The following is a 23,335-nucleotide window of genomic DNA, read 5'->3' on the forward strand; positions in this document are numbered from 1 at the left end:
TAAGATCGCCTTCTGTTCGCCAACGTTATTTTTGTCTAGAGTGGGTCTATTCACAGAAAATCGGGAGTCACACATGCTGTATATCTTTGATTTAGGGAATGTGATCGTTGATATTGATTTTAAGCGGGTGTTGGGCGTCTGGAGCAATTTCAGCGGCATGCCGCTGGCTACGCTGAGCGAGCGTTTTAAGATGGGCGATGTGTTTCAGCAGCATGAACGCGGTACGATCAGCGATGAGGAGTTCGCTGCCCGGCTGTGTGATGAAATGGCGATCGCGCTGAGCTTTGAGCAGTTCGAGCTGGGATGGCAGGCTATTTTCGTCGGGCTGCGCCCGGAAGTGATCGAACAGATGAAAAAGCTGCGCACCATGGGGAATCGGGTAGTGGTACTCTCCAACACCAACCGTCTGCACAGTAATTATTGGCCGAAGCATTATCCCGAAGTCGAAGCGGCAAGCGATCATATGTACCTTTCCCAGGATCTGGGCATGCGCAAGCCGGACGCGGAAATCTATCGCTACGTGCTGGAGAAAGAGGGCGTCGCGCCGGGCGATGTGGTTTTCTTCGACGATAATGAAGAGAACGTGGTTGCAGCGCAGGCGCTGGGCATCCGCGCTATTTTGGTGACCGATCGCGACGTAGTACCCGCCTATTTCGCATAATGGCTTTTGCGTAACCGCGCGGAAACGTTAACATTAAACGAGAGTAACGTTTCCGCCCCCGCCGGGCCGGAACTTCGTTCAGGAGCGTTTATGGCCCGTTTTTTCCGCCACGCCGCGGCGTTCGGCCGCCTGCTGTGGATAAAAGCCAATCACGACCGGGTGACCATGATGGCCGGGAACCTGGCCTATGTTTCCCTGCTGTCTTTAGTGCCGCTGGTGACGGTGGTGTTTTCCCTGTTTGCCGCGTTCCCGATGTTCTCGGATGTGTCGGGGCAGCTTAAGCGCTTCATTTTCACCAATTTCATGCCGGCGGCGGGGGATGTGGTACAGTCCTACCTGGAACAATTTGTCGCCAACTCCAGCAAAATGACCGCCGTAGGGGCGGTGGGGCTGATTATCACCGCGCTGTTGCTGATCTCTTCGGTGGATGGTTCCCTGAATAAAATCTGGCGCAGCCATCGGCAGCGCTCGCTGGTTTACTCCTTCGCCGTGTATTGGATGATACTGACGCTCGGGCCGCTGCTGGTCGGGGCAAGCATGGCGATCAGCACCTATTTGCTTTCGCTGCGCTGGTTGGTTTCCGACGGCATTCACGGCGTGGTGGATCAGGCGCTGCGCATATTTCCGCTGCTGCTGTCCTGCGTCAGCTTCTGGCTGATCTACTGCGTGGTGCCGACGACGCGCGTGCCGCCGCGCGATGCGCTGATTGGCGCACTGGTGGCCGGCGTGCTGTTTGAGCTGGGTAAAAAGGTGTTCGGGCTGTACGTCACCCTGTTCCCTTCTTATCAATTGATCTATGGGGTGCTGGCCGTTATTCCTATTCTGTTTGTCTGGGTGTACTGGAGCTGGTGTATTGTGTTGCTGGGGGCGGAAATTACCGTGGTGCTGGGGCAGCACCGGGCATGGCGCCGCCGCCGGCAGCGCGGGCCGGAAAATGATGACACGGGAAAAGTGAGTCAATGATAGCGTTAATTCAACGGGTAACCCGCGCCGACGTCGCGGTTGACGGTCAGGTGGTGGGAGATATAGGCAACGGATTGCTGGTGCTGCTGGGCGTGGAAAAAGAGGACGACGAACAAAAAGCCCGGCGACTATGTGAGAAAGTGCTGGGTTACCGCATTTTCAGCGATGAGAACGACAAAATGAACCTGAACGTCCAGCAGGCCGGCGGCGGCGTGCTGGTGGTGTCGCAGTTCACGCTGGCGGCGGACACCAACAAAGGGATGCGCCCCAGCTTTTCCGGCGGCGCTGCGCCGGACAAAGCGGAAAAACTGTACGAATACTTTGCCGAACAATGCCGGGCGACGGGAATCAGCACACAGACGGGACGTTTTGCGGCGGACATGAAGGTTTCTTTGCTGAACGACGGGCCGGTCACTTTCTGGTTGCAGGTATAAACCGCGCGTTCAGCCCCTACTACGTAGAGATAATATCCATGTATCACTTGCGGGTTCCGGTTACAGAACAAGAATTGAATGAGTATTACCAGTTCCGCTGGGAAATGCTGCGCAAGCCGCTGCATCAGCCAGTGGGTTCGGAGCGCGACGCCTACGATGCCATGGCGCACCACCAGATGGTGGTAGACGATCGGGGCAGAACGGTCGCCATCGGGCGACTGTATGTGAATGCGGACAATGAGGCCTCAATTCGTTTTCTGGCGGTGGACCCGTCGTTACAAAACAAGGGGTTGGGAACGCTGGTGGCGATGACGCTGGAGTCCGTGGCGCGTCAGGAAGGCGTGAAGCGCGTAGTGTGCAGCGCGCGTGAGGAAGCGGTGCCTTTTTTTGCCAAGCTTGGTTTTGAAAACCGCGGCGAGATTACAACGCCGCAAACTACGCCGGTGCGCCACTTCCTGATGATTAAGCCGGTGGTGACGCTGGACGACATCCTTCACCGCCCCGACTGGTGCGGGCAGCTCCAGCAGGCGTGGTACGAACATATCCCGCTGAGTGAAAAAATGGGCGTTCGTATCAGCCAGTATACCGGCCAGCTTTTCGAAACCACCATGCCGGAGGCCGGCAATCAGAATCCGCACCATACCCTGTTCGCCGGCAGCCTGTTCTCTCTGGCGACGTTGACCGGCTGGGGATTGATCTGGTTGTTACTGCGCGAACGTCATCTGGGCGGCACTATCGTTCTGGTCGATGCGCATATCCGTTATAGTGCGCCGATTACCGGGCGCCCGCGCGCAGTGGCCGATCTCAACTCGATGAGCGGCGATCTTGATCGTCTCGCCCGCGGCCGCCGGGCCAGGGCGCAGCTTTCGGTGAATTTGCTGGGAGATGGCGCCAGCGGCGCGGTGTTTGAAGGGACGTATATGGTTTTGCCGGCGTCGGAAGATGACGAAGAGGGCGAGATTCGTTAATAACGCACGGCGCCCCATAGTAAGGGGCGCCGCCGGGGGATTATTCCAGCGCCTGCGCCAGCAGGGTGATGGGATGTTCGCAACGTTTGCTGGTGGACATTTCGATCTGCCACTTACAGGTTTCGCAGTCGCTCACCACCAGATCCACGCCGCTTTCCTCAATCTGACGGAACAACGACGCGCCGATCCCCTGTGACGTCGGGTAGTTCTCCTTCTTAAATCCGTAAGTACCGGCAATACCGCAGCACTGGGACTCCAGAATCGTCAGCTCAACGCCGGGGATCATACGCAACAGCGCCAGGGTGTACGGCGTCCAGCCCATCTTCTCCATATGGCACGGCGTATGGTAAGCGATACGCAGCGGCGTGGTTTTGAGCTTCAGCTCGCGCCCGCCGTCCAGCAGACGATACAGATAGCGCGTCGCCAGTTCGATGTGATCGCGCACCGGGCGGGTGTCTACGTCCAGCACGTGCGGATATTCATCGCGCAGGGTGAAGGTGCAGGTGGACGAAGTAGCGATAACCGGAATACCACGCCCAATCACCGCTTCCGTCAGCGACTCCGCATTCACCGCGGCCTGTTTTTTCGCTTTATCGATAAACCCGTTGGCGATCAGGGGCACGCCACAACATTTCTCGCGTTTCAGCAACTGCACGCCGATGCCCATCGCGTTAAAGACGCGAATTAAATCTTTGCCCAACTGCGGGTGGTTATAGTTCACATAACAGCCGTGGAAAAACGCTACCTGTTCGGCGAAACGCGCCTGCGCCTTGGCTTGCTTGCGATACCACTGGCGAAATGTGCCGAAGGAGTATTTCGGCAACTCGCGGCGGTGATCGATTTGCAGGGCCTTATCCAGCAGCATGCGCACCGGCTTCAGGCCGGTGGTGGCATTGACGATCGGCGCAAAAGGCGAGGAAAGCGACCCCATCAGATCGGTATGGCTGAGAATGGTGTCGCGCAGCGTCGGTTTTTGCTTGCTGTAGTTGCCGCGCGCGCGCTGGATGATGTCGCCGATCTTCACGTCTGACGGGCAGGCCACCTCGCAGCGCTTGCAGTTGGTGCAGTATTTCAGCGCATCGTCATACAGCATGGGATCTTTCAACCGCAGGCGCTCGCCGTCCGGCCCGGCCTGTTTCGGCCCCGGATAGGCCGGATTCACTTTGGCGACCGGGCAGTACGTGGTGCAGACGGTACACTTGATACAGTTTTCGAAACTGCTGTCGTTAAGCAGGCTCATCGTACGTCCTCCGTCTGCGCCAGAATATGCTGCGCCGCATGCAGGGCGGTAATGACCGAAACGCCCGCGCCGCAGCCTTGTTGAATGGGATCGAAACCGGCCAGCACCGCGCCGGCAACGTACAGATTGCGCAACTTCACGCCGTTGAGGGTCGGGCGCAGTGCGCCGTCGGTCGTGACGCCCGCCTGTAAGTAGGGCTGGGGGGCGAAGAATTCCGGTACGGACCATTGGGAACGCGGGGGCGCAGGGGTGACGTCCAGCCCCAGCACGGGTTCCCGGATGGCGTCAAAACCGGCGTGCAGCCCATTGCTGAAGAAGCTGCCGCTGGCGAGCAGGACGTTGCTGGCGCGCAGTGGGATGTCCGTGTGGTTGCGGGTGTAGATGCCGGTAATGCGTCCGTCGTGGATTTCCGCTTTCAGCACCGCGTCGCCGGGCATAATGGTGCCGCCCAATTGCTGGAAGCGACGGCGCAGCAGGTGATGCATACGCATCCCCAGCACCGATGGCGGCAGCGTCGGCAGCAGCAGCAGAGGGCAACGGATGCGTGAACGCAGATTTGCCAGCGCATCCGGATGTTCCAGGCCGATACAGGCGGGCATGAAAACGACGTCGGCGTTTTGCGTTAACTGATTCAGCTCTTCCGCCAGCAGCGCCAGGTTTTCCTCGATATCCAGTACCCGCGCGATATTGACCGCGCGGAATTCGCTCGGGTTATTACGTAATTGATCCAGCGCCGGTAACGTAAGCTCGGTGGTTTCCGTGCTTGCGCCCTGTTCCTCCAGCGAACTGGCAACCAGGTGGGGCTGAAAGTCGAGGAAGCCTTCAATGCCGGCGACCAGAATCCGCTTCCAGGGCAACGGCGCATTAAGGGGCAGCGTCGGGATTTCATCCGGGCTGAGCCAGGTGCTGCGCCGGGTGCCGAGCGGCGTAATGCGCAGGTGATTTTCACGGTAGCTGCCCGTCAGTTGCAGGCCGCTGCGTGCCAGCAGGCGCTCTGCTTCCTGCGCATGCGCCAGAACCACATCCGCGCCCATCAGGCTGTAAGGATGCGCCGGCGCCAGGCGGGACAGCGCATCCAGCGCCGTCGGCGGCGTTTCCACCGGCGTGCCGTCGGGCAGGGCGCACAGCAGGTCCAGCGAGCCGGAAGAGAAATGCAGCGCGCTTTGCCCGGCGCTGACGATGGCGCAGCGTTGCCCGGCTTCCGCCAGACGAATGCCGCATACCAGACCGGCCAGGCCGCCGCCGATCATCACGCTGTCAAATTTCATTGTCGCTCTCCCGGATGTCGTTCACGGCGGCGGGCGCGTCCAGCCCGCACAGCCCCTGATAAACCCAACTGGTGAATTCGCTTTCGCGCAGGGCGTCGCCCCAGGCGATAGGACGTACGCCTTTCCAGCGCTCATTGAGAAAATGGGAAAGCTGGCTGATGGACTGCTGCGGCGTAGTCACCCGGAAGCGGTTGAGCAAACCGGCGGCGCGGCAGGCGCATAGTTCACCCTGGCAGGTGCCCATCCCGACGCGGGTGCGGCGGCGCAGGTCCACCAGATTATTGACGGTGAGCGAATCCACCGCATAGCGCACTTCACCCGCGGTGACGGCTTCGCATTCGCACACCAGGCTGTTGCTGAGGCGATCGCCGGCCAGCATGCGTTCGGCCCGATCGCCATGACGGTAAACCGCCGAGCCGCGAATCGGTGCCGGAAGCGAGATAACCTTGCGCAGGGTTTCCTCTGCCGAATGGCGCGAGCCGGGCAACGGTTCTTCGGCGGTGGTGCAGGGGGTGCTGACGTTAAGCTTGGCGCACACCATATCGGTCGCCCATTCTGCCATCAGGCGGTAGGTCATCAGTTTACCGCCGGTAATGGTAATGAAACCTTCCAGTCCGTCGCGTGCGGCATGGTCGAGCAGGACGATGCCGCGGCTGACGTTACGACCGCTGGGATCGTCATCGCTTGCCACCAATGGGCGTACGCCGGCATAAGCACGCAGAATGCGCGTTTGCGCCAGTTTGGGCGCCAGCTTTTCGCCTTCGCGGATCAGAATATCCACTTCTTCCGGCGTCACCAGCATGTTGTCGATCTGGTCGTAATCAATGTGGGTCGAGGTGGTGCCGATCAGCGAAATCGTATCGCCCGGCACCAGAATATCGGCGTCTGCCGGTTTACGGCAGCGGTTGATGACCATGTTATTGATGCGGTGCCCCAGGATCAGCAATGCCCCTTTTGCCGGGAACATCCGTACGCGCAGATCGGCGTATTCCGCGATGCGCTGACCCCAGATTCCGGCCGCATTCACCACTATGCCGGCATGAATTTCGTAATGTGTTCCCGCATGGTGATCGAAAACGCGCACGCCGCGCACCCGATCGCCGTCGCGCAGCAGACCGGTGACTTCATGGTAGGTCAGCACCTGCGCCCCGTGTTCGCGCGCGTCCAGCATGTTCGCGGCGGTCAGGCGGAAGGGATCGACGGTGCCGTCCGGTACGCGCACTGCGCCGATCAACGCCGGGTTGACCGACGGCTCCAGAATACGCGCCTGTGCCGGATCGATCGCCTCGGCGTCGATGCCCGCAGCACGGCAGGCGGCAATAAAACCCGGCTGATAGGCCAGATCGTCCTCCGGCAGGGTAATAAACAGGCCGTCGCTGCGCTCAATGCAGTGGCGCGCGATACGCTTCAGGATGCGGTTTTCCTCAATACATTCCCGCGCGGACTCACCGTCCGTCACGGCATAGCGCGCGCCGCTGTGCAGCAGGCCATGGTTGCGGCCGGTCGCGCCGGTGGCGATATCGTGGCGTTCCAGCAGAATGCAACGCAGACCGCGCCGTGCGCAGTCACGGGCGATGCCTGCGCCGGTTGCGCCGCCACCGATAATGATAACGTCTGTTTCCTGTAAGGCCGGGACTGGCGACATAAAAGGCTCCCGTTGCTCTGTAATTCACCGAATGACCACTTCTATATATTAACCGTGTCTCTGGTGTCTTTTGTTTGATAATGAGCAAATTCGAACATAAAACGAAAATATTTTCCGTTTTAGAAATATATTGTGTGATGTAAATCACTTCTAATAATGTGTGTATTTTCTAAAAAGAGAATTAATCGTGAATAAAAGTCTTGGTGTAATACATTTGTAACACAATGTGCGATGATTCACAGTATTCATGAGTGAAAATGAATAGTATCCGCGCGAAAAGGAAAATTACTTGGTGATGACGAAGGTCATCCCGTTTTGTTTTTGCAGTATGTGTTCTGACCGGTTCATCGGGGAGCCGGTGACTAATAACGATAATGAACGGCCACACGGAGGCTTTCTATGTTAAGTATTTTTAAACCTGCTGCGCATGCCGCACGGCTGAAGCCGGATCAAATCGATCCGACATACCGTAGACTGCGCTGGCAGATCTTCATGGGGATTTTTTTTGGTTATGCGGCGTACTACCTGGTACGTAAAAACTTTACCCTGGCGATGCCGTATCTGGTTGAGCAAGGGTTTTCCCGCGGCGATCTGGGCTTTGCGCTTTCCGGGATCTCCATCGCCTATGGTTTCTCCAAATTCATCATGGGGTCGGTATCCGACCGCTCCAACCCGCGGGTGTTTCTGCCTGCCGGCCTGATTCTCGCCGCGTTGGTGATGCTGTTTATGGGCTTTGTCCCCTGGGCGACGTCCAGCATTGCCATTATGTTCGTGTTGCTGTTTATGTGCGGCTGGTTCCAGGGCATGGGGTGGCCGCCCTGCGGCCGTACCATGGTGCACTGGTGGTCGCAGAAAGAGCGCGGCGGCATCGTTTCTATCTGGAACTGCGCGCACAACGTCGGCGGCGGCCTGCCTCCGCTGCTGTTCCTGCTGGGCATGGCGTGGTTTAACGACTGGCACGCGGCGCTTTATATGCCGGCGTTCGCCGCCATTCTGGTGGCGCTGATCGCTTTCGGCCTGATGCGGGATACGCCGCAGTCCTGCGGCCTGCCGCCGATTGAAGAATACAAGAACGATTATCCGGACGACTACAGCGAGAAAGACGAGCAAGAGCTGACCGCGAAGCAAATCTTCATGCAGTACGTATTCCCCAACCGTCTGCTGTGGTACATCGCGATCGCCAACGTATTCGTTTATCTGCTGCGTTACGGCATTCTCGACTGGTCGCCGACCTACCTGAAGGAAGTGAAGCACTTTGCGCTGGATAAATCATCCTGGGCCTACTTCCTGTATGAATATGCGGGGATTCCCGGCACCCTGATCTGCGGCTGGATGTCTGACCGGGTCTTCAGGGGCAACCGCGGCGCCACCGGCGTGTTCTTTATGACGCTGGTCACTATCGCCACCGTGGTTTACTGGCTGAACCCGCCGGGCAACCCTGGCGTAGACATGGCCTGTATGATCGTCATCGGCTTCCTGATTTACGGCCCGGTTATGCTGATTGGCCTGCATGCCCTTGAGCTGGCGCCGAAGAAAGCGGCGGGAACCGCGGCGGGCTTCACCGGCCTGTTCGGCTACCTGGGCGGCTCCGTGGCGGCAAGCGCCATCGTCGGCTACACCGTGGACTTCTTCGGCTGGGACGGCGGATTCATGGTGATGATTGGCGGCAGCGTGCTGGCCGTGATTCTGCTGTTGGTCGTGATGCGTGGTGAGAAAAAACATCATGAAGAGATTGCTGCACAGCGCGCAGTGAAGTAATTCGTTTGTCATGTTCAGGCCGTACCGTTGTGGGCACATAACGATACGGCTTTTTTTGTCAGCTTTTATAATGACGTAATGAAGGAGAACGTAATGACCTCACCTCTGAAAACTCTGGTAACGGCGCTGGTGCTTGGCGGAATGATGAGCTGCGCGGTTCAGGCGGCGGACAAAGTGGTTATCGCTCACCGCGGCGCCAGCGGTTACCTGCCGGAGCATTCACTGCCGGCGAAGGCGATGGCCTACGCGCAGGGGGCGGATTATCTGGAACAGGATCTGGTGATGACCAAAGACGATCAGCTGGTGGTGCTGCACGATCACTACCTTGACCGCGTCACCGATGTCGCGCAGCACTTCCCCGATCGCGCGCGCAAAGACGGCCGTTACTACGCCATCGATTTCACCCTGGCTGAGATCAAGTCCCTGAAGTTTACCGAAGGGTTTGATATTAAAGACGGCAAGCGGGTGCAGAGCTATCCCGGCCGCTTCCCAATGGACAAATCAGTGTTCCGGGTGCATACCTTCCAGGAGGAAATTGAGTTCGTTCAGGGGCTGAACCACTCTACCGGCAAAAACATCGGCATCTACCCGGAAATCAAGGCGCCCTGGTTCCACCATCAGGAAGGAAAGGACATTGCTGCGCGGACGCTGGAGGTGCTGAAGCAGTACGGCTACACCCAGAAGAAGGACAAGGTTTACCTGCAATGCTTCGATCCGAACGAGCTTAAGCGCATCAAAAACGAGCTGATGCCCGCCATGGGCATGAACCTGAAGCTGGTGCAACTGATCGCCTATACCGACTGGGAAGAAACCTTCGAGAAGAAACCTGACGGTAAATGGGTAAACTACGATTATGACTGGATGATGAAACCGGGCGCGATGAAGCAGGTTGCCGCCTGGGCCGACGGTATCGGACCGGACTATCACATGCTGGTGGAAAAAGACGCCAAACCGGGCCACATCACCCTGACGACCATGGTGAATGACGCGCACGACAGCAACATGGCGGTGCACCCCTATACCATCCGCGCCGATGCGCTGCCGGCTTACGTCACCGACGTAAACCAGTTGTTTGACCTGATGTATAATAAGGCGGACGTTGACGGCGTATTTACCGACTTCCCGGATAAGGGCGTAGAGTTCCTGCGTCAGCAAGGGCAGCATCAATAACGCATTTCCCGGAGAGCCTTGTCAGGCTCTCTTCTTTATCTTCCCGGATTCATGCCATACTTTTCTCTGCAGGCATTCCCGCCACGTTGAAACGAAGAGGAACGGATTATGAAGCTGATCGGAAGTTACACCAGCCCCTACGTGCGTAAAATTTCGGTCATGTTGCTGGAAAAAGGAATAACGTTTGAGTTCGTTAATGACGTGCCGTGGGAGGCCGCCACGCACGTGCCGGACTTCAATCCGTTGGGCAAGGTGCCTGCGCTGGTTACCGCACAGGGAGAAGTGTTTTATGACTCGCCCGTCGTAGCAGGCTATGTTGAGTTGTTGGGCGCTGCGCCGGCGTTTTTACCCGCCGACCCAATGGAGGCGCTGCGCGTGCGGCGTCTGGAATCGCTGGCCGATGGCGTGACCGATGCGGCGGTGGCGATTTTGCTGGAGAGCCGCCGGCCGGCAGAAAAGCAGGATGAGCACTGGGTGCTGCGCCAGCGCAACGCGGTGAACCGCGGGCTGGACGCGCTGGAGAAGCATGCCGCGCAGGGAGAGTGGCTGGGCGGCGAGCAACTAACGCTGGCGGACATTGCCGTCGGCTGCTGTATCGGCTACCTCAATTTCCGCCGCCTGGCGCCGAACTGGTGCGTTAACCGTCCGGCGCTGGTCAGGTTGGCCGAGCGCCTGTTTGCCCGTGAGAGCTTCGCCCGTACTGAGCCGCCCCAGCCTTAATCCGGCGCGGGAGCTCAGTGTAACTGTTCCTGAGGCGTGATGTTCTCCACCAGCCGATCGATGAGCAGGACCACGCGCTGGCTGGCCTGTTCCATGTCGGCGAGCGCGGCCGTCATGGCATCAAGATCGCCGGAGAGAAAGGACTCCAGCGCCTCTCTTCCTGAGGTGTGCACGGCCTTATGAGGGGCTTCAAGCGCGCTGAAGGCCTCAAAGTGGGAAAATGCGCGCCCCTCGCCTTCGTAATACCATTTCCCCAGGCGGCACTCCGTACAGGCGCTGAGATGGTAACTGGTTTCCTGCTGATACAGTAAGTGATAGACCTGAAACTTCCATATTACGTGATCCAGTTTGACCGTATTCAGAAACTGTAATAATGAAATATATCTGATGATGTCCTGCATTTTTGCGGAGCGATGAATAACCCGCTCTATTAGCTCTATGGTGCTGGCAATGTCTTTATTTACCTGTGTGACTAACGGTATTTGTGCGGACATTGTGGTGTGTACCTTGTGAGACTTTTGTTCAATGACTTTGATTATTTCAAATATATTGGCGGCGCTTGTCTGCACATCATGGGAAAGCGTTTTTATCTCTTTGGCGATAACACTGAAACCGCGCCCGTCAATACCGACATGGGCGGCCTCAATGGCTGAGTTAATGGCAATTAAGTTGGTTTGATTGGATATCTTTTGGATTGCGGTAACGCATTCCGATACCTCATTTAACGAATGCGTGAGTTCTGTCATTGATGCCGTGCTGTGGTCCGCGCCGGCGCTGATTTCGCTGATAATCTGCTTCAGGTGGTTCAGCGCTGTTTTTGCTTCATCGTTGCTGCTGTTCAGTTCATCAATGGTTTTTTGCTCATTATGCAGCGTTTGGCTGGAGCGCAGCTGTGCATCCCGGATAGCCTCTAACATTGTGGAACCCGACAACAACTGTGCGCAGATAATTCTTTCGTAGGCGGCTGAATTTTCACCGGCATTGACGGGCAATGATGTATCAGACAGCAAGATATCCATCTCATTCTGTAATGGATTTTTATTACCAAAAGATATTATTCTTTTGATTGTATTTATCATGGCTGATTTCCTTATTATAACGATAAAAGTGTAATGCATCTCTTTTTTATTATTTAATCCATTATTAGAACTTAATTTTTGCTGGTTTGTATGTGATAGCTATCAAATGTTACTACTGTATCAAATCTATAATATGGAAATGTTTCCGCCAGGAGGGGCGTTATAAATTCACCCGTAACAGAACGCATTATTGGGAAAAAAACATTTCTCCGTAAATGCGGAAAGATGAGCTCCTTGCGATCGGTGCTGACTTTCTGCCCCGGATACCTGTATTCCTGCCTGCGCAGCCTTTATCATTAAGCATTATTTCCGACGATACAGGCACGGGAGCCTCCATGAGCGCAGACGGTCAAACCCTTTTCAGCCAGATCCCTTCCGTAGACACGCTGCTACGCGACACCGCATTTCAGCCGCTGCTGGAAACCTACGGCGCGCCGCTGGTGACGCAGTGCCTGCGCGTGCTTCAGCAGCAGGCGCGCGATGCCATCCAGCAGTCGCAGTCGTTGCCGGCATGGTGCGACGCGTGGGCGCAGGCCGCAGAAGCGCAGCTGGCGCAAGGGCAACGGGACGCGCTGCGGCCGGTGTTTAACCTGACCGGCACCGTGCTGCACACCAACCTGGGGCGCGCGCTGTTGGCGGAGGAGGCGATTGACGCCTGCGCGGCGGCGATGCGCCATGCGGTAACGCTGGAGTACGATCTCGACGGCGCCGGGCGCGGCCATCGCGATCGCGCTATCGCCGATCGTCTGTGTGAACTTACCGGCGCCGAAGATGCCTGTATTGTTAACAATAACGCGGCCGCGGTGCTGTTGATGCTGGCTGCGTTGGCGACGGGGAAGGAAGTCGTGGTGTCGCGCGGCGAACTGGTGGAGATTGGCGGTTCCTTCCGGATTCCGGATGTGATGCGCCAGGCCGGGTGTACGCTGCGGGAAGTGGGCACCACTAACCGCACGCACTTAAAAGACTACCGGGCGGCGCTGACGGAACACACCGGATTGCTGATGAAGGTGCATACCAGCAATTATGCGATTCAGGGATTTACCGCCGCAGTAAGCGAAGAAGAGCTGGTAGCGCTGGGGCGGGAACAGGGTATACCGGTAATCACCGATCTCGGCAGCGGTTCACTGGTGGACATGACGCAATACGGCCTGCCGGCCGAACCTATGCCTCAGAAGCTGATTGCCGCCGGTGCGGACCTGGTCAGCTTTTCCGGCGACAAGCTGCTGGGCGGACCGCAGGCGGGCATTATCGTCGGCAAGCGGCATTTGATCGAGAAGCTGCAACAGCATCCGCTCAAGCGTGCGCTGCGGGTCGGCAAAATGACCCTGGCCGCGCTGGACGCTACGCTGCGCCTCTACCAGCAACCGGCGAAGCTCAGCGCGCATTTACCGGCGTTGCGCCATTTAACGCGCGCCCCGCAGGCGATTCAGGTGACCGCGGAACGCCTGCTGCCGGCGCTCATCGCCCGTTATGGCGAACGCTTTGATATCCGCGTTGAACCCTGTTTATCCCAGATCGGCAGTGGTTCGCTGCCGGTAGATCGCCTGCCCGGCTATGCGCTGACGCTCACGCCGCGCAACGGTCGCGGCGGCGAACTCGAATCTCTCGCGAAGGCATGGCGTGAATTGCCGGAACCGGTTATTGGTCGCTTAAGCGATGGCCGGCTCTGGCTTGACTTACGTTGTCTGGATGATGAGGAAGGTCTGCTGAAGGAGTTATGCCAATGATTATCGCCACCGCCGGTCATGTTGACCACGGCAAAACCACCCTGCTGCGTGCGTTGACCGGTGTGGATGCCGATCGTCTGCCGGAAGAAAAGCAGCGCGGCATGACTATCGATCTCGGCTATGCCTATTTGCCTTTGCAGGAAGGCGAGGTGCTGGGATTCATCGACGTACCGGGGCACGAGAAATTTCTCGCTAACATGCTGGCCGGTATCGGCGGTATTCCCCATGCGCTGCTGGTCGTGGCCTGTGACGACGGCGTGATGGCGCAAACCCGTGAACACCTCACCCTGCTGCGTCTGGCGGGTAAGCCGTCGCTGACCGTCGCGCTGACCAAGGCCGATCGCGTCGATGCCGCACGGGTCGAAGAAGTTCGCGAACAGGTGGCGCTGGAGGTTCAGCAACAAGGGTGGAATGAGGTTTCGTTGTTTGTTACCGCCGCTGCGAACGGGGAAGGGATTGATGCTCTGCGCGCGCATCTGATTGCGCTGAACGCGCAGCCGCAGCATCTCGATCACCGTTTCCGCCTGGCGATTGACCGTGCCTTCAGCGTCAAAGGGGCCGGATTGGTGGTAACAGGAACCGCGCTGGCCGGACGCGTCAGCGTGGGAGAGACATTGTGGCTGACCGGCAGCGATCGCCCGGTGCGGGTGCGCGGCATTCATGCCCAGAACCAACCGGCAGAACAGGCGCACTCCGGCCAGCGCATTGCGCTGAATATCGCCGGCGACGTGGATAAAGGGCAAATTTCCCGCGGCGACTGGCTGCTGGCGCAGCGTCCGCCGGTTTCGCCCGCCGAACGGGTGCTGGTCGCGCTGGACCCGTTGGTTCCGCTTCAACACTGGCAGCCGGTGCACCTGCATCATGGCGCCAGCCATATCACCGGGCGTGTTTCCCTGCTGGAAGACGCGCCGGGCGATGAACCGCTGGCTGAACTGATACTGGATTCCCCTCTGTGGCTGGCGGAGGAAGATCGCCTGATTGTGCGTGACATTTCCGCCCGCCGTACGCTGGCCGGAGCACGTGTGATTCAGCTTACCGCACCGCGTCGCGGTAAGCGCCAGCCGGAATTTCTCGACTGGCTGCACCAACTGACGGCAACCCGCGATGACGCAGGTACACTGGCGCTTCGGTTGCCGCGCGGTACGCTGTCGGTGCCTTACTTTGCCTGGGCGCGTCAGCTGCCGGAAGCAGCCTGCACGGCCTTGCTGCAACAAAGCGGAGCGTTGGTTGCGGGGGATTATGCGTTGGCCCCGGCGCTGGCGTTGCGCTATCAGCAGCGTTTATTCGACGTATTGGAACAGTTTCATCAGCAGCATGCCGATCAGCTGGGCGTCGGACGGGCGCGGCTGCGGCGCATGGCGCTGCCTTCAGAGCCGGAAACGCTGGTTCTGACCCTGATCGACCGCCTGCTGGCGGAGGGGAAACTGATCAATACCCGCGGCTGGCTGCATCTTCCCCAACACGGCCTGTCATTCAGCCCGGAACAACAGGCGCTGTGGGATCGTACCGCGCCGCTGTTCGGCGATGAGGCCTGGTGGGTGCGCGATCTCGCCGTGCAATCCGGCGCGGAAGAGGATGATATGCGCCAGATGCTGCGCAAGGCGGCGCTGCTGGGGCACATCATTGCGATTGTGCGCGATCGTTACTACATCGCCGGGCGTATACGGCAATTCGCCGATTTGATCCGGGCGATGGACGTAACCCAGGGCAGCACCAATGCTGCGGATTTTCGCGATCGGCTGGGTGTGGGGCGTAAACTGGCGATTCAGATTCTGGAGTTTTTCGATCGCAGCGGGTTTACCCGCCGGAAAGGGAATCAGCATGTGCTGAGAGATCGTGGTCTGTTTAGCGAAGAGTAATGGCGAATAATGAAGGGTGGGCAGCGGCCTGCTCTTCATAAAAACTTAATTAATTGTAATATATATGATTATTTATTAAAAAAGATCCCGCCATAATCTAGGTGACTCCGTAAACAGGAAGTATACTGTGTGCATAAACAGTAACTGAGCGGAGGACCTTTAGAAAATATTATTATTTAGCCGATTATGGCTCATCAGTGCAGATAAATTTCTGCAATATATAAAGCTAATAATTATTGGCCAACCTTTCTGAATAATTGTTCTGTCAATTTTATACCTGCTCTTATTTTAGCTAATACGATTTTTATTAGCAGGTTGCTAAGTTTGAATAAAAATAAATACATTTATTGATTTTATATAAAATACATAAGGTATAGTATGACTTCTTCTTTATATTATAAAAGTGTTGTTCCTGAGGTGTTTGAAAAAACCAAAACACCCCCGGCTCACTCTAAGGTTTTAATTATCGGCTCCGGTTTTGGCGGCGCTATTACGGCGTGGCGGCTGGCGCAGGCCGGTATAAAATCGTCGGTTTTGGAGCGCGGTTTACGTTGGCCAATCTCTAAAAACAGGAAAACGTTTACCGATGAAGTCTTGCCGGACGGGCGCGGCTTCTGGCATAAGAAAGGGATATTCAAAAAGCTGAATACGTTGCCTGCTCTCGTTGATGACTTTGGCGGGGTGATGGATGTCACTGCCTATAAGCACATCGACGTGTGGCGTGGTGCGTGCGTTGGCGGCGGCTCGGTTATTTTTACGGGTGTGATGATCCAGCCGGAGCGAAAGTATTTTGATGCGTTATTTCAGGGCAGCGTTAACTATGATGAAATGAACTCAACATATTTTCCGTTAGTAAGAAAGATGCTGAATCTTAAAACTATCCCGGATGATATTTATAAGAGCAGCCCCTTCGGTCACTCACGCGTATGGGATGAGCAATCAACGAAGGCGGGTTATAAGCCTTATAAGATTGAGACTATTTTTAATCTCGATGTTATCCGTGAGGAGTTGAGCTGTAAAAGCCGGGCTTCGGCCACCATCGGCGAAAGTACGCTGGGCAACAGCAACGGCGCGAAGTTCGACCTGACGCAAAACTACCTGAAATATGCCGAAGACAGCGGATTGACGGAGGTATATACCGGACAGCAGGTGGAGCATATTTCCTTCCAGGGGAATAAGTACAACGTTAAGGTGAAGAAACTGGACCCGGATGGCAAAGTTCTCGATACCTATACCCTGACCTGTGATTATCTCTTTTTGGCTGCAGGTTCAATCGGGACTTCTGAACTGCTGGTGAAAGCGAAAGCGCTGAATAAGATCCCGGGCCTGAACGAGCATATCGGTAAAGGCTGGGGGACTAACGGCGATGCGATTGTCGTGCGTTCCATGAGCAAGCTTAAAGGCCTGGTTCAGGCTGCGCCGAGCGTGTCTAAAATTGACGATACGACGACGTCGAAAATGCCGGTTACGCTCGAAAACTGGTATGCGCCGGGCATTCCGGTCAACATTGGCATTGCCGGCTCGCTGGCAATGACGTTTGATACCAAAAACCGGGCTGATTTTGTGTATAACAAATCCAGCGACAGCGTTGATCTGCTGTGGCCGAAAAACGGTAACGACGAGGCCGTAAATGCCATCAGGAAAGTGAATAATAAGATTGCCAGTAAGTCACTCAGCGTTCCCGGCGTGCCGCTTGTTGTGCCTGACATTGCGGCGGGCTTTACGGCTCACCCGCTGGGCGGGGCGGTTATTGGTAAAGCGACCGACAACTATGGACGGGTGAAAGGTGCAGCCAAACTTTATGTTATCGACGGTGCGCTAATGCCGGGCAGCTCCGGCCTGGTAAACCCGTCGCTGACGATTGCCGCACTGGCGGAACGTAATATCAAAGAGATCATTAAGGCCGATTTTTGATAACTGAATAATCGTTCTTTTTGGTAAACGAAGTTATCAGGGCATTTACGCAGGGCGCGTAAATGCCCTTTTGGCGTTATGCCGCAGGCGCCGGCATCCCCACGGTTTTATCCCGCAAGAAGGCGGCGACCAGCGCCAGCCAGATCAGCCCGCTGATCAGGTTGGAGGCGCTGAACAGGCCGTTGCCGCCGCCCAGCCAGGCGTGCTTCATGACTTCAATTCCCACGGTGAACGTCAGCGCATTGATCATGCCCATGGTTGCCGCCACCGTACCTTTACTCATCGGGTTGGAGAACAGCGTCAGGCGGAACAGGCTGGCGTTGGCGATACCGAGGCCAAAGGCGTACAGGCTGAGGCCAGCGACCATCCACAGATACGCGTGGGATGACCACAGCAGGGTCATGACCGCAGAGATCGTCAACCCGGCCAGTATCGGCCAGGCGCCGCGGACGATCAGAAGACGCGTCGGAACGCGTCCGGCGATGCGCGCCAGCGTGAAGTTCCCCAAAATCAGGCCGGCGAATACCGGGATCTGCAGCAGGCCGTATTCATAAGTACCCAGTTTTTCTCCGGTAATAATGATGACCGGAGACTGGGCAATCCAGGCCAGCAGCGGTAATCCGGCAAATCCGGTTGCAATCGCGCCGCACAGAAAATGACGATCGGACAGTACCTGCTTGTAATCCTGCGCTATTGAACGCAGAGAGAGCTTTTCACCCCGGCGCGGTGCAGTTTCCGGCATGGCTTTCCACAGCCCGAAAAACGCAATGATCGCCAGCACGGCAAACAGAACGAACATGGTTTGCCACGGCGCGACATGAATTAATGCCGCCCCGGCCAGCGGCCCGAGCAGCGGGGCAATCAGCGCCACGTTGGCCATCAGGGCGGTGATTTTGATACACACCGCTTCTTCAAACGATTCCTGAATAGCGGCATATCCCACGGCGCCGATAAAACAGAGGCTGACCCCCTGAAGGAAACGCATCAGGGTAAATTGTTCAATGGTTTGCGCCAGCAGAATCGCCAGGCAGGTGACGGCAAAATAAATCACGCCGGTCAGCATTACCGGGCGGCGACCGATACGGTCAGACAGCGGCCCCAGCAACCATTGCAGGAACATGCCGCCCGCCAGATAAGCGGTCATGGAAGTGGGTACCCACTCTTCGCCGACGTTAAAGTTTTGTACCACCTCCAGCATGCCGGGCTGAATCATGTCGTTGCCGATATAGGTGGCAAATTCATACAGCACCAGGCAGAGAGGGAACAGCAACGCTTGCCGACCTAAGCGCAGGGCAGAGGGTGAAGAACTTTTCATAGTTGATTTGATGAGTTAACCGATAAAGAGCGAAAGAGAAATCAGGCGGGCGTGAGATTAAGCAACATCCGGGCGGCTATTCTGACGCCAACCGGCGCGGTTGGCAACCGTGATTATTATATATCCTATTATTTAAACTGTACCGGTATTGGCGGCGAGCGGAAATCCGGGCACGCCGTTATCAAAGAACCTGCCGGCCAAGGTTATCGCCTTGAATCATGTGGCGTAAGGCCAAAAGCGGGGATGCCGGCATCCCCGTTGGTAAGATCACTGTGCCAATGGCAGCAGCAGGCGGTAAAGCTCACGGAACGTTTTCCGCTGTTCCTGATAGCGGGCATGGTTCGCCGCATCAGGCTCATGTATCTGCTCCAGTGGCAACGCGGGCAGCAATTCTGACAATGATGCGCCCGGGTGCAGGGCGATGCGCGCCAGACGTGCGGCGCCCAGCGCCGGCCCGACATCGCCGCCGGTGCGGTACTCCAGCCGCTGACCGCTGATATCCGCCAGCATTTGCCGCCAGTAAGCGCTGCGGGCGCCGCCGCCGATAAGCGTGATGCCGTCGGGGCGCAGGCCGGTGGCGTGCAGTACGTCCATGCCGTCAGCCAGCGCAAAACCGACGCCTTCCAGCACCGCGCGGCACAGATCGGCACGTTGGTGTTCGTGCGTCAGTCCCCAGAATGCGCCTTTGGCCTGCGGGTTGTTATGCGGGGTACGTTCGCCCGAGAGATAAGGCAGGAACCACAGCGGCAGGCTGGCCCGCGCGCCGTGCTCGGCTTCGTGCAGCAGTTCGGGAACGCCTCCGGTCACGCCGGTCAGGCGTGCGGTCCAGTCCAGGCAAGAAGCAGCGCTCAGCATCACCGACATCAGATGCCAGGTGTTGGGCAGCGCATGGCAGAAGCTGTGTACCGCGCTTTCCGGATTACTGAGAAATCCGTCGCTGACGGCGAAATAGACGCCGGATGTACCGAGTGACAGCATTGCCTGCCCCTGGCGGTATAGCCCGACGCCGACCGCGCCGGCTGCGTTGTCGCCGCCGCCGGCCACGACCGGCACCGCCGGCATGCCCCAGCGTTCGGCCACACCGGGCAGCAGTTCGCCGGTAATTTGTGGGCCTTCAAACAGCTGCGGCATATGGCTGCGGCTCAGCCCGCAGGCGTCCAGCAGGGCATCGCTCCAGTCGCGTTTGCCGACGTCCAGCCACATGGTGCCGGCGGCGTCGGACATGTCGCCGGCGAAAACGCCGCACATCTTCCAGCGCAGGTAATCTTTGGGCAGCAGCACCTTGTCTACGCGGGAGAAAATATCCGGCTCATGACGTGCTGCCCACTTTAGCTTGGGGGCGGTGAAACCCGGCATCATCAGGTTGCCGGTGATGCGGCGCGAATCCGGCACCAGTTGTTCCAGCTCGGCGCATTCGCGTGCGCTGCGTCCGTCGTTCCACAGAATGGCAGGTCGCAGCACCCGCTGTTGTTTGTCCAGCAACGTGGCGCCGTGCATCTGGCCGGTAAGGCCGACGGCGCGTACCGCGCGCAGCGGGTGTGCCTGCGCCAGCCCGGCGACTGCCTGCTCCGTTGCTTGCCACCAGGATTCCGGATCTTGCTCCGACCACAACGGATGCGGGCGTGAAACCTGTAATTCGGCGCTGTGTGCGGCGATGACCTCGCCCTCTTCGCTCAGCAGGATGGCTTTGACGCCGGAAGTCCCTAAATCGATCCCCAGATACATGGCGACTCCTCGTTGCCGGAAAGGCAATGCGATAAAAAAGAGTGATAAAAAAACCGGCATCCGTGCGGATGCCGGTAAACGGCAGATTAACCAAACAGATAACGGTTGACGATGTTTTCCAGCAGCTCCTGCTGACCGCTCTGGTGAACCGGCGCCAGCTGACGCTGATCGGCATAATGCGACACGGCATCCAGTGACATCTGGCCCTGCAGAATCTGCTGACCAAGCTCGCCGTTCCAGCCGGCGTAGCGTTTGGCGACGCGGCGATCCAGCTCGCCATCCTCCAGCATTTTGGCGGCGATCTTCAGGCCCAGCGCCATCGTGTCCATCGCGCCGATATGGCCATAGAACAGATCGTATTTATCCGTGCTCTGGCGGCGTACTTTGGCGTCAAAGTTCAGGCCGCCGGTGGTGAAGCCGCCGGCTTTGAGGATTTCATACATCACCAGCGCATTTTCTTCCACGCTGTTCGGGTATTGGTCGGTGTCCCAGCCCAGCTGCGCGTCGCCGCGGTTGGCATCGACGGAGCCGAAAATACCCAGCGCGATGGCGCTGGCGATTTCATGATGGAACGTGTGGCCGGCCAGCGTGGCGTGGTTCGCCTCGATATTGACCTTAATTTCTTTCTCCAGGCCGAACTGCTTGAGGAAGCCGTATACGGTGGCGACGTCGTAGTCATACTGATGTTTGGTCGGCTCCTGCGGTTTCGGCTCAATCAGCAGGGTGCCCTGGAAGCCGAGCTTGTGTTTGTACTCCACAACCATCTGCATAAAGCGGCCGATTTGATCGCGTTCCTGACGCAGGTCGGTGTTCAGCAAGGTTTCATAACCCTCACGCCCGCCCCACAGGACGTAGTTTTCCCCGCCCAGCGTTTTGGTCGCCTGCATGGCGCTGCACACCTGCGCGGCGGCCCAGGCGAAAACCTCCGGGTCCGGGTTGGTGGCGGCGCCGGCGGCGTAGCGCGGATTGGTGAAACAGTTTGCGGTGCCCCACAGCAGTTTCACGCCGCTGCTCTGCTGTTTTTCCGCCAGATAATCAACCATCGCGGCGAAGTTGCTCCGGTACTCTTTCAGAGAATTCCCTTCCGGCGAAACGTCTACGTCGTGGAAACAGTAGAAAGGAACGTTGAGCTTATGGAAAAACTCAAAGGCGACGTCGGCCTTGCGCTTGGCCTGGGCGATGGCGTCGCCGGGTTGTTGCCAGGGACGGTCGAATGCGCCGATGCCGAACATGTCCGCGCCGTTCCAGCAGAACGTATGCCAGTAACAGGCGGCAAAACGCAGGTGATCTTCCATCCGCTTGCCGAGCACCAGCTCATCCGGGTTGTAGTGACGGAAGGCGAGCGGATTGCTGCTTTGCGTTCCTTCGTAACGAACGCGTTCAAGTTGGTCAAAATAAGCTTGCATGGTTAACTCCTGGGTATGATTCGGGCGCAAGGGAACTAATGAATACGGCCTTATCTTGGAAGTTCTCCCCCGTCGTCACAATTACGTTATTTCACAGTCAAATTAAGAGAATTGCTTATTGTGCGGAAGATCTCATTAATTCGGCTGGGGAAAATAAGGTTTACGGGGACTGAAGCATTTTTATTTCAACGGATGTACGGGGTTACTAATAAATATGATCACTATCATAAAACGAGAATTAAACGAAAAAACATAACTGACAGATGAAAATCTGTAATTGCCGAAGTAAAAAAGAGAGTCAACAATCCCCGGAGCGTAAATGTTTTGTCCTTTTCTCACTTATCCCTATCCACTGAAAATAACAGGTAAAATGAGATGAAACTGAAGAACATTGTACTCACACTCTGTACGGCTTTAGCGTTATTAAGTCATGGCGCTATGGCAAAAGAAGTAAAAATCGGCATGGCGATTGACGACCTCCGTCTGGAACGCTGGCAAAAAGACCGCGATATTTTTGTGAAAAAAGCGGAGTCCCTGGGGGCGAAGGTATTCGTGCAATCGGCGAACGGTAATGAAGAAACCCAAATGTCGCAGATTGAAAACATGATTAACCGCGGTGTCGACGTGCTGGTGATTATTCCCTACAACGGGCAGGTGCTCAGCAACGTGATTGCCGAAGCGAAACGCGAAGGTATTAAGGTACTGGCCTATGACCGCATGATTAACAACGCGGACATCGATTTCTATATTTCCTTCGACAACGAAAAAGTGGGCGAATTGCAGGCTAAAAGCCTGGTCGAACGCGTGCCGCAGGGGAATTATTTCCTGATGGGCGGATCGCCGGTCGACAACAACGCCAAGCTGTTCCGTAAGGGGCAGATGAACGTGATACAGCCGTTGATCGATCAGGGAAAGATTAAGGTGGTGGGCGACCAGTGGGTTGATGCCTGGCTGCCTGAAAATGCATTAAAAATCATGGAGAACGCGCTGACCGCCAACAATAATAAGATCGACGCCGTGGTGGCTTCCAACGACGCCACCGCCGGTGGGGCGATTCAGGCGCTGGCGGCGCAGGGGCTGGCGGGTAAGGTTGCCATCTCCGGGCAGGATGCCGATCTGGCCGGCGTAAAACGTATCGTCGCCGGCACGCAGACTATGACGGTCTACAAGCCGATCAGTAAGCTGGCGGATGACGCAGCGGGTATTGCCGTGGAATTAGGAAAAGGCGCGGCGCCGGAGTCCAACGCCACGCTGAATAATGGTTTGAAGGATGTTCCCGCCTATTTATTAACACCGGTTGCGGTAGATAAAGACAACATAGATTCAACGGTTATTGCCGACGGTTTCCATACTAAAGACGCTGTCTATAAATAATACGGGCAGTAACGTTGGTTATTCTCTGGCGGCGTTGCGGAAAAGTCGTGGAAATATTTCCGCCGCTGCTTCTTCGTAATGTCAACCGGTGAATATTACGATAATAACA

General features: G+C 56.9%; 18 protein-coding genes. 11 read left to right on the top strand and 7 right to left on the bottom strand.

Going from position 1 to position 23,335, the window contains the following annotated elements:
- Positions 1-73: 73 nt before the first annotated feature.
- The 4 genes from yihX (at position 74) to fabY (ending at position 3,026) form a co-directional block, all read left to right on the top strand.
- A complete protein-coding gene (gene yihX / locus C8D90_RS18735) occupies positions 74-661 on the top strand; it encodes a glucose-1-phosphatase (protein ID WP_115459995.1) in 588 nt (195 codons plus the stop codon).
- A gap of 90 nt (positions 662-751) precedes the next feature.
- Entirely contained in the window at positions 752-1,624 is an 873-nt protein-coding gene (locus tag C8D90_RS18740; protein ID WP_115459996.1) for a virulence factor BrkB family protein, read from the top strand.
- A complete protein-coding gene (gene dtd, locus C8D90_RS18745; protein WP_115459997.1) occupies positions 1,621-2,058 on the top strand; it encodes a D-aminoacyl-tRNA deacylase in 438 nt (145 codons plus the stop codon). The genes C8D90_RS18740 and dtd overlap by 4 nt, the downstream gene beginning before the upstream one ends.
- Before the next feature lie 38 nt (positions 2,059-2,096).
- Positions 2,097-3,026 carry a fatty acid biosynthesis protein FabY gene (fabY, locus tag C8D90_RS18750; RefSeq protein ID WP_115459998.1) on the top strand — a complete coding sequence of 310 codons (930 nt, stop codon included), beginning with the start codon at positions 2,097-2,099 and terminating at the stop codon, positions 3,024-3,026.
- 40 nt (positions 3,027-3,066) lie between these two features.
- On the opposite strand, the gene glpC is transcribed toward fabY, so the two are convergent.
- The 3 genes from glpC to glpA are packed head-to-tail and all read right to left on the bottom strand — an operon-like array spanning position 3,067 to position 7,179.
- Positions 3,067-4,266, bottom strand: a complete 1,200-nt coding sequence (glpC, locus tag C8D90_RS18755) for an anaerobic glycerol-3-phosphate dehydrogenase subunit GlpC (protein ID WP_162844429.1) — start codon at positions 4,264-4,266, stop codon at positions 3,067-3,069.
- Positions 4,263-5,534: a glycerol-3-phosphate dehydrogenase subunit GlpB gene (gene glpB, locus C8D90_RS18760; RefSeq protein ID WP_115459999.1), complete on the bottom strand. Its 1,272-nt coding sequence runs from the start codon at positions 5,532-5,534 to the stop codon at positions 4,263-4,265. The genes glpC and glpB overlap by 4 nt, the downstream gene beginning before the upstream one ends.
- Positions 5,524-7,179: an anaerobic glycerol-3-phosphate dehydrogenase subunit A gene (glpA, locus tag C8D90_RS18765; RefSeq protein WP_115460000.1), complete on the bottom strand. Its 1,656-nt coding sequence runs from the start codon at positions 7,177-7,179 to the stop codon at positions 5,524-5,526. The genes glpB and glpA overlap by 11 nt, the downstream gene beginning before the upstream one ends.
- A 399-nt stretch (positions 7,180-7,578) precedes the next feature.
- On the opposite strand from glpA, the gene glpT reads away from it, so the two are divergent.
- From glpT to C8D90_RS18780, 3 genes are all read left to right on the top strand, one after another.
- Positions 7,579-8,937 carry a glycerol-3-phosphate transporter gene (gene glpT, locus C8D90_RS18770; protein ID WP_115460001.1) on the top strand — a complete coding sequence of 453 codons (1,359 nt, stop codon included), beginning with the start codon at positions 7,579-7,581 and terminating at the stop codon, positions 8,935-8,937.
- A 93-nt stretch (positions 8,938-9,030) separates the two neighbouring features.
- A complete protein-coding gene (gene glpQ / locus C8D90_RS18775) occupies positions 9,031-10,107 on the top strand; it encodes a glycerophosphodiester phosphodiesterase (protein WP_115460002.1) in 1,077 nt (358 codons plus the stop codon).
- A 108-nt stretch (positions 10,108-10,215) separates the two neighbouring features.
- Positions 10,216-10,827 carry a glutathione S-transferase gene (locus C8D90_RS18780; protein ID WP_115460003.1) on the top strand — a complete coding sequence of 204 codons (612 nt, stop codon included), beginning with the start codon at positions 10,216-10,218 and terminating at the stop codon, positions 10,825-10,827.
- Positions 10,828-10,841: 14 nt separating this feature from the next.
- Here the strand turns inward: C8D90_RS18780 and C8D90_RS18785 are convergent, their stop codons facing one another.
- Positions 10,842-11,945 (bottom strand): methyl-accepting chemotaxis protein, encoded by a 1,104-nt coding sequence (locus C8D90_RS18785; RefSeq protein ID WP_115460004.1) that lies wholly within the window; start codon positions 11,943-11,945, stop codon positions 10,842-10,844.
- Positions 11,946-12,241: 296 nt separating this feature from the next.
- Between C8D90_RS18785 and selA the strand changes: the two genes are divergently transcribed.
- From selA to C8D90_RS18800, 3 genes are all read left to right on the top strand, one after another.
- Positions 12,242-13,633: an L-seryl-tRNA(Sec) selenium transferase gene (gene selA / locus C8D90_RS18790; RefSeq protein ID WP_115460005.1), complete on the top strand. Its 1,392-nt coding sequence runs from the start codon at positions 12,242-12,244 to the stop codon at positions 13,631-13,633.
- Positions 13,630-15,492 (top strand): selenocysteine-specific translation elongation factor, encoded by a 1,863-nt coding sequence (selB, locus tag C8D90_RS18795; RefSeq protein ID WP_115460006.1) that lies wholly within the window; start codon positions 13,630-13,632, stop codon positions 15,490-15,492. Before selA ends, selB begins: the two co-directional genes overlap by 4 nt.
- 378 nt (positions 15,493-15,870) lie before the next feature.
- Positions 15,871-17,406, top strand: coding sequence for a GMC oxidoreductase (locus tag C8D90_RS18800; protein ID WP_221810610.1), 1,536 nt, complete (start codon positions 15,871-15,873; stop codon positions 17,404-17,406).
- A gap of 76 nt (positions 17,407-17,482) precedes the next feature.
- Here the strand turns inward: C8D90_RS18800 and C8D90_RS18805 are convergent, their stop codons facing one another.
- From C8D90_RS18805 to xylA, 3 genes are all read right to left on the bottom strand, one after another.
- Positions 17,483-18,721, bottom strand: a complete 1,239-nt coding sequence (locus C8D90_RS18805; RefSeq protein WP_115460007.1) for an MFS transporter — start codon at positions 18,719-18,721, stop codon at positions 17,483-17,485.
- Positions 18,722-18,988: 267 nt separating this feature from the next.
- Positions 18,989-20,446, bottom strand: a complete 1,458-nt coding sequence (gene xylB, locus C8D90_RS18810; protein ID WP_115460008.1) for a xylulokinase — start codon at positions 20,444-20,446, stop codon at positions 18,989-18,991.
- Positions 20,447-20,532: 86 nt separating this feature from the next.
- Positions 20,533-21,852: a xylose isomerase gene (gene xylA / locus C8D90_RS18815; RefSeq protein ID WP_115460009.1), complete on the bottom strand. Its 1,320-nt coding sequence runs from the start codon at positions 21,850-21,852 to the stop codon at positions 20,533-20,535.
- 375 nt (positions 21,853-22,227) lie between these two features.
- Between xylA and xylF the strand changes: the two genes are divergently transcribed.
- Positions 22,228-23,226 carry a D-xylose ABC transporter substrate-binding protein gene (gene xylF / locus C8D90_RS18820; RefSeq protein WP_115460010.1) on the top strand — a complete coding sequence of 333 codons (999 nt, stop codon included), beginning with the start codon at positions 22,228-22,230 and terminating at the stop codon, positions 23,224-23,226.
- Positions 23,227-23,335: the final 109 nt, after the last annotated feature.

It is taken from the genome of Enterobacillus tribolii (genome assembly GCF_003363015.1).
Taxonomy (GTDB): Bacteria; Pseudomonadota; Gammaproteobacteria; order Enterobacterales; family Enterobacteriaceae; genus Enterobacillus; species Enterobacillus tribolii.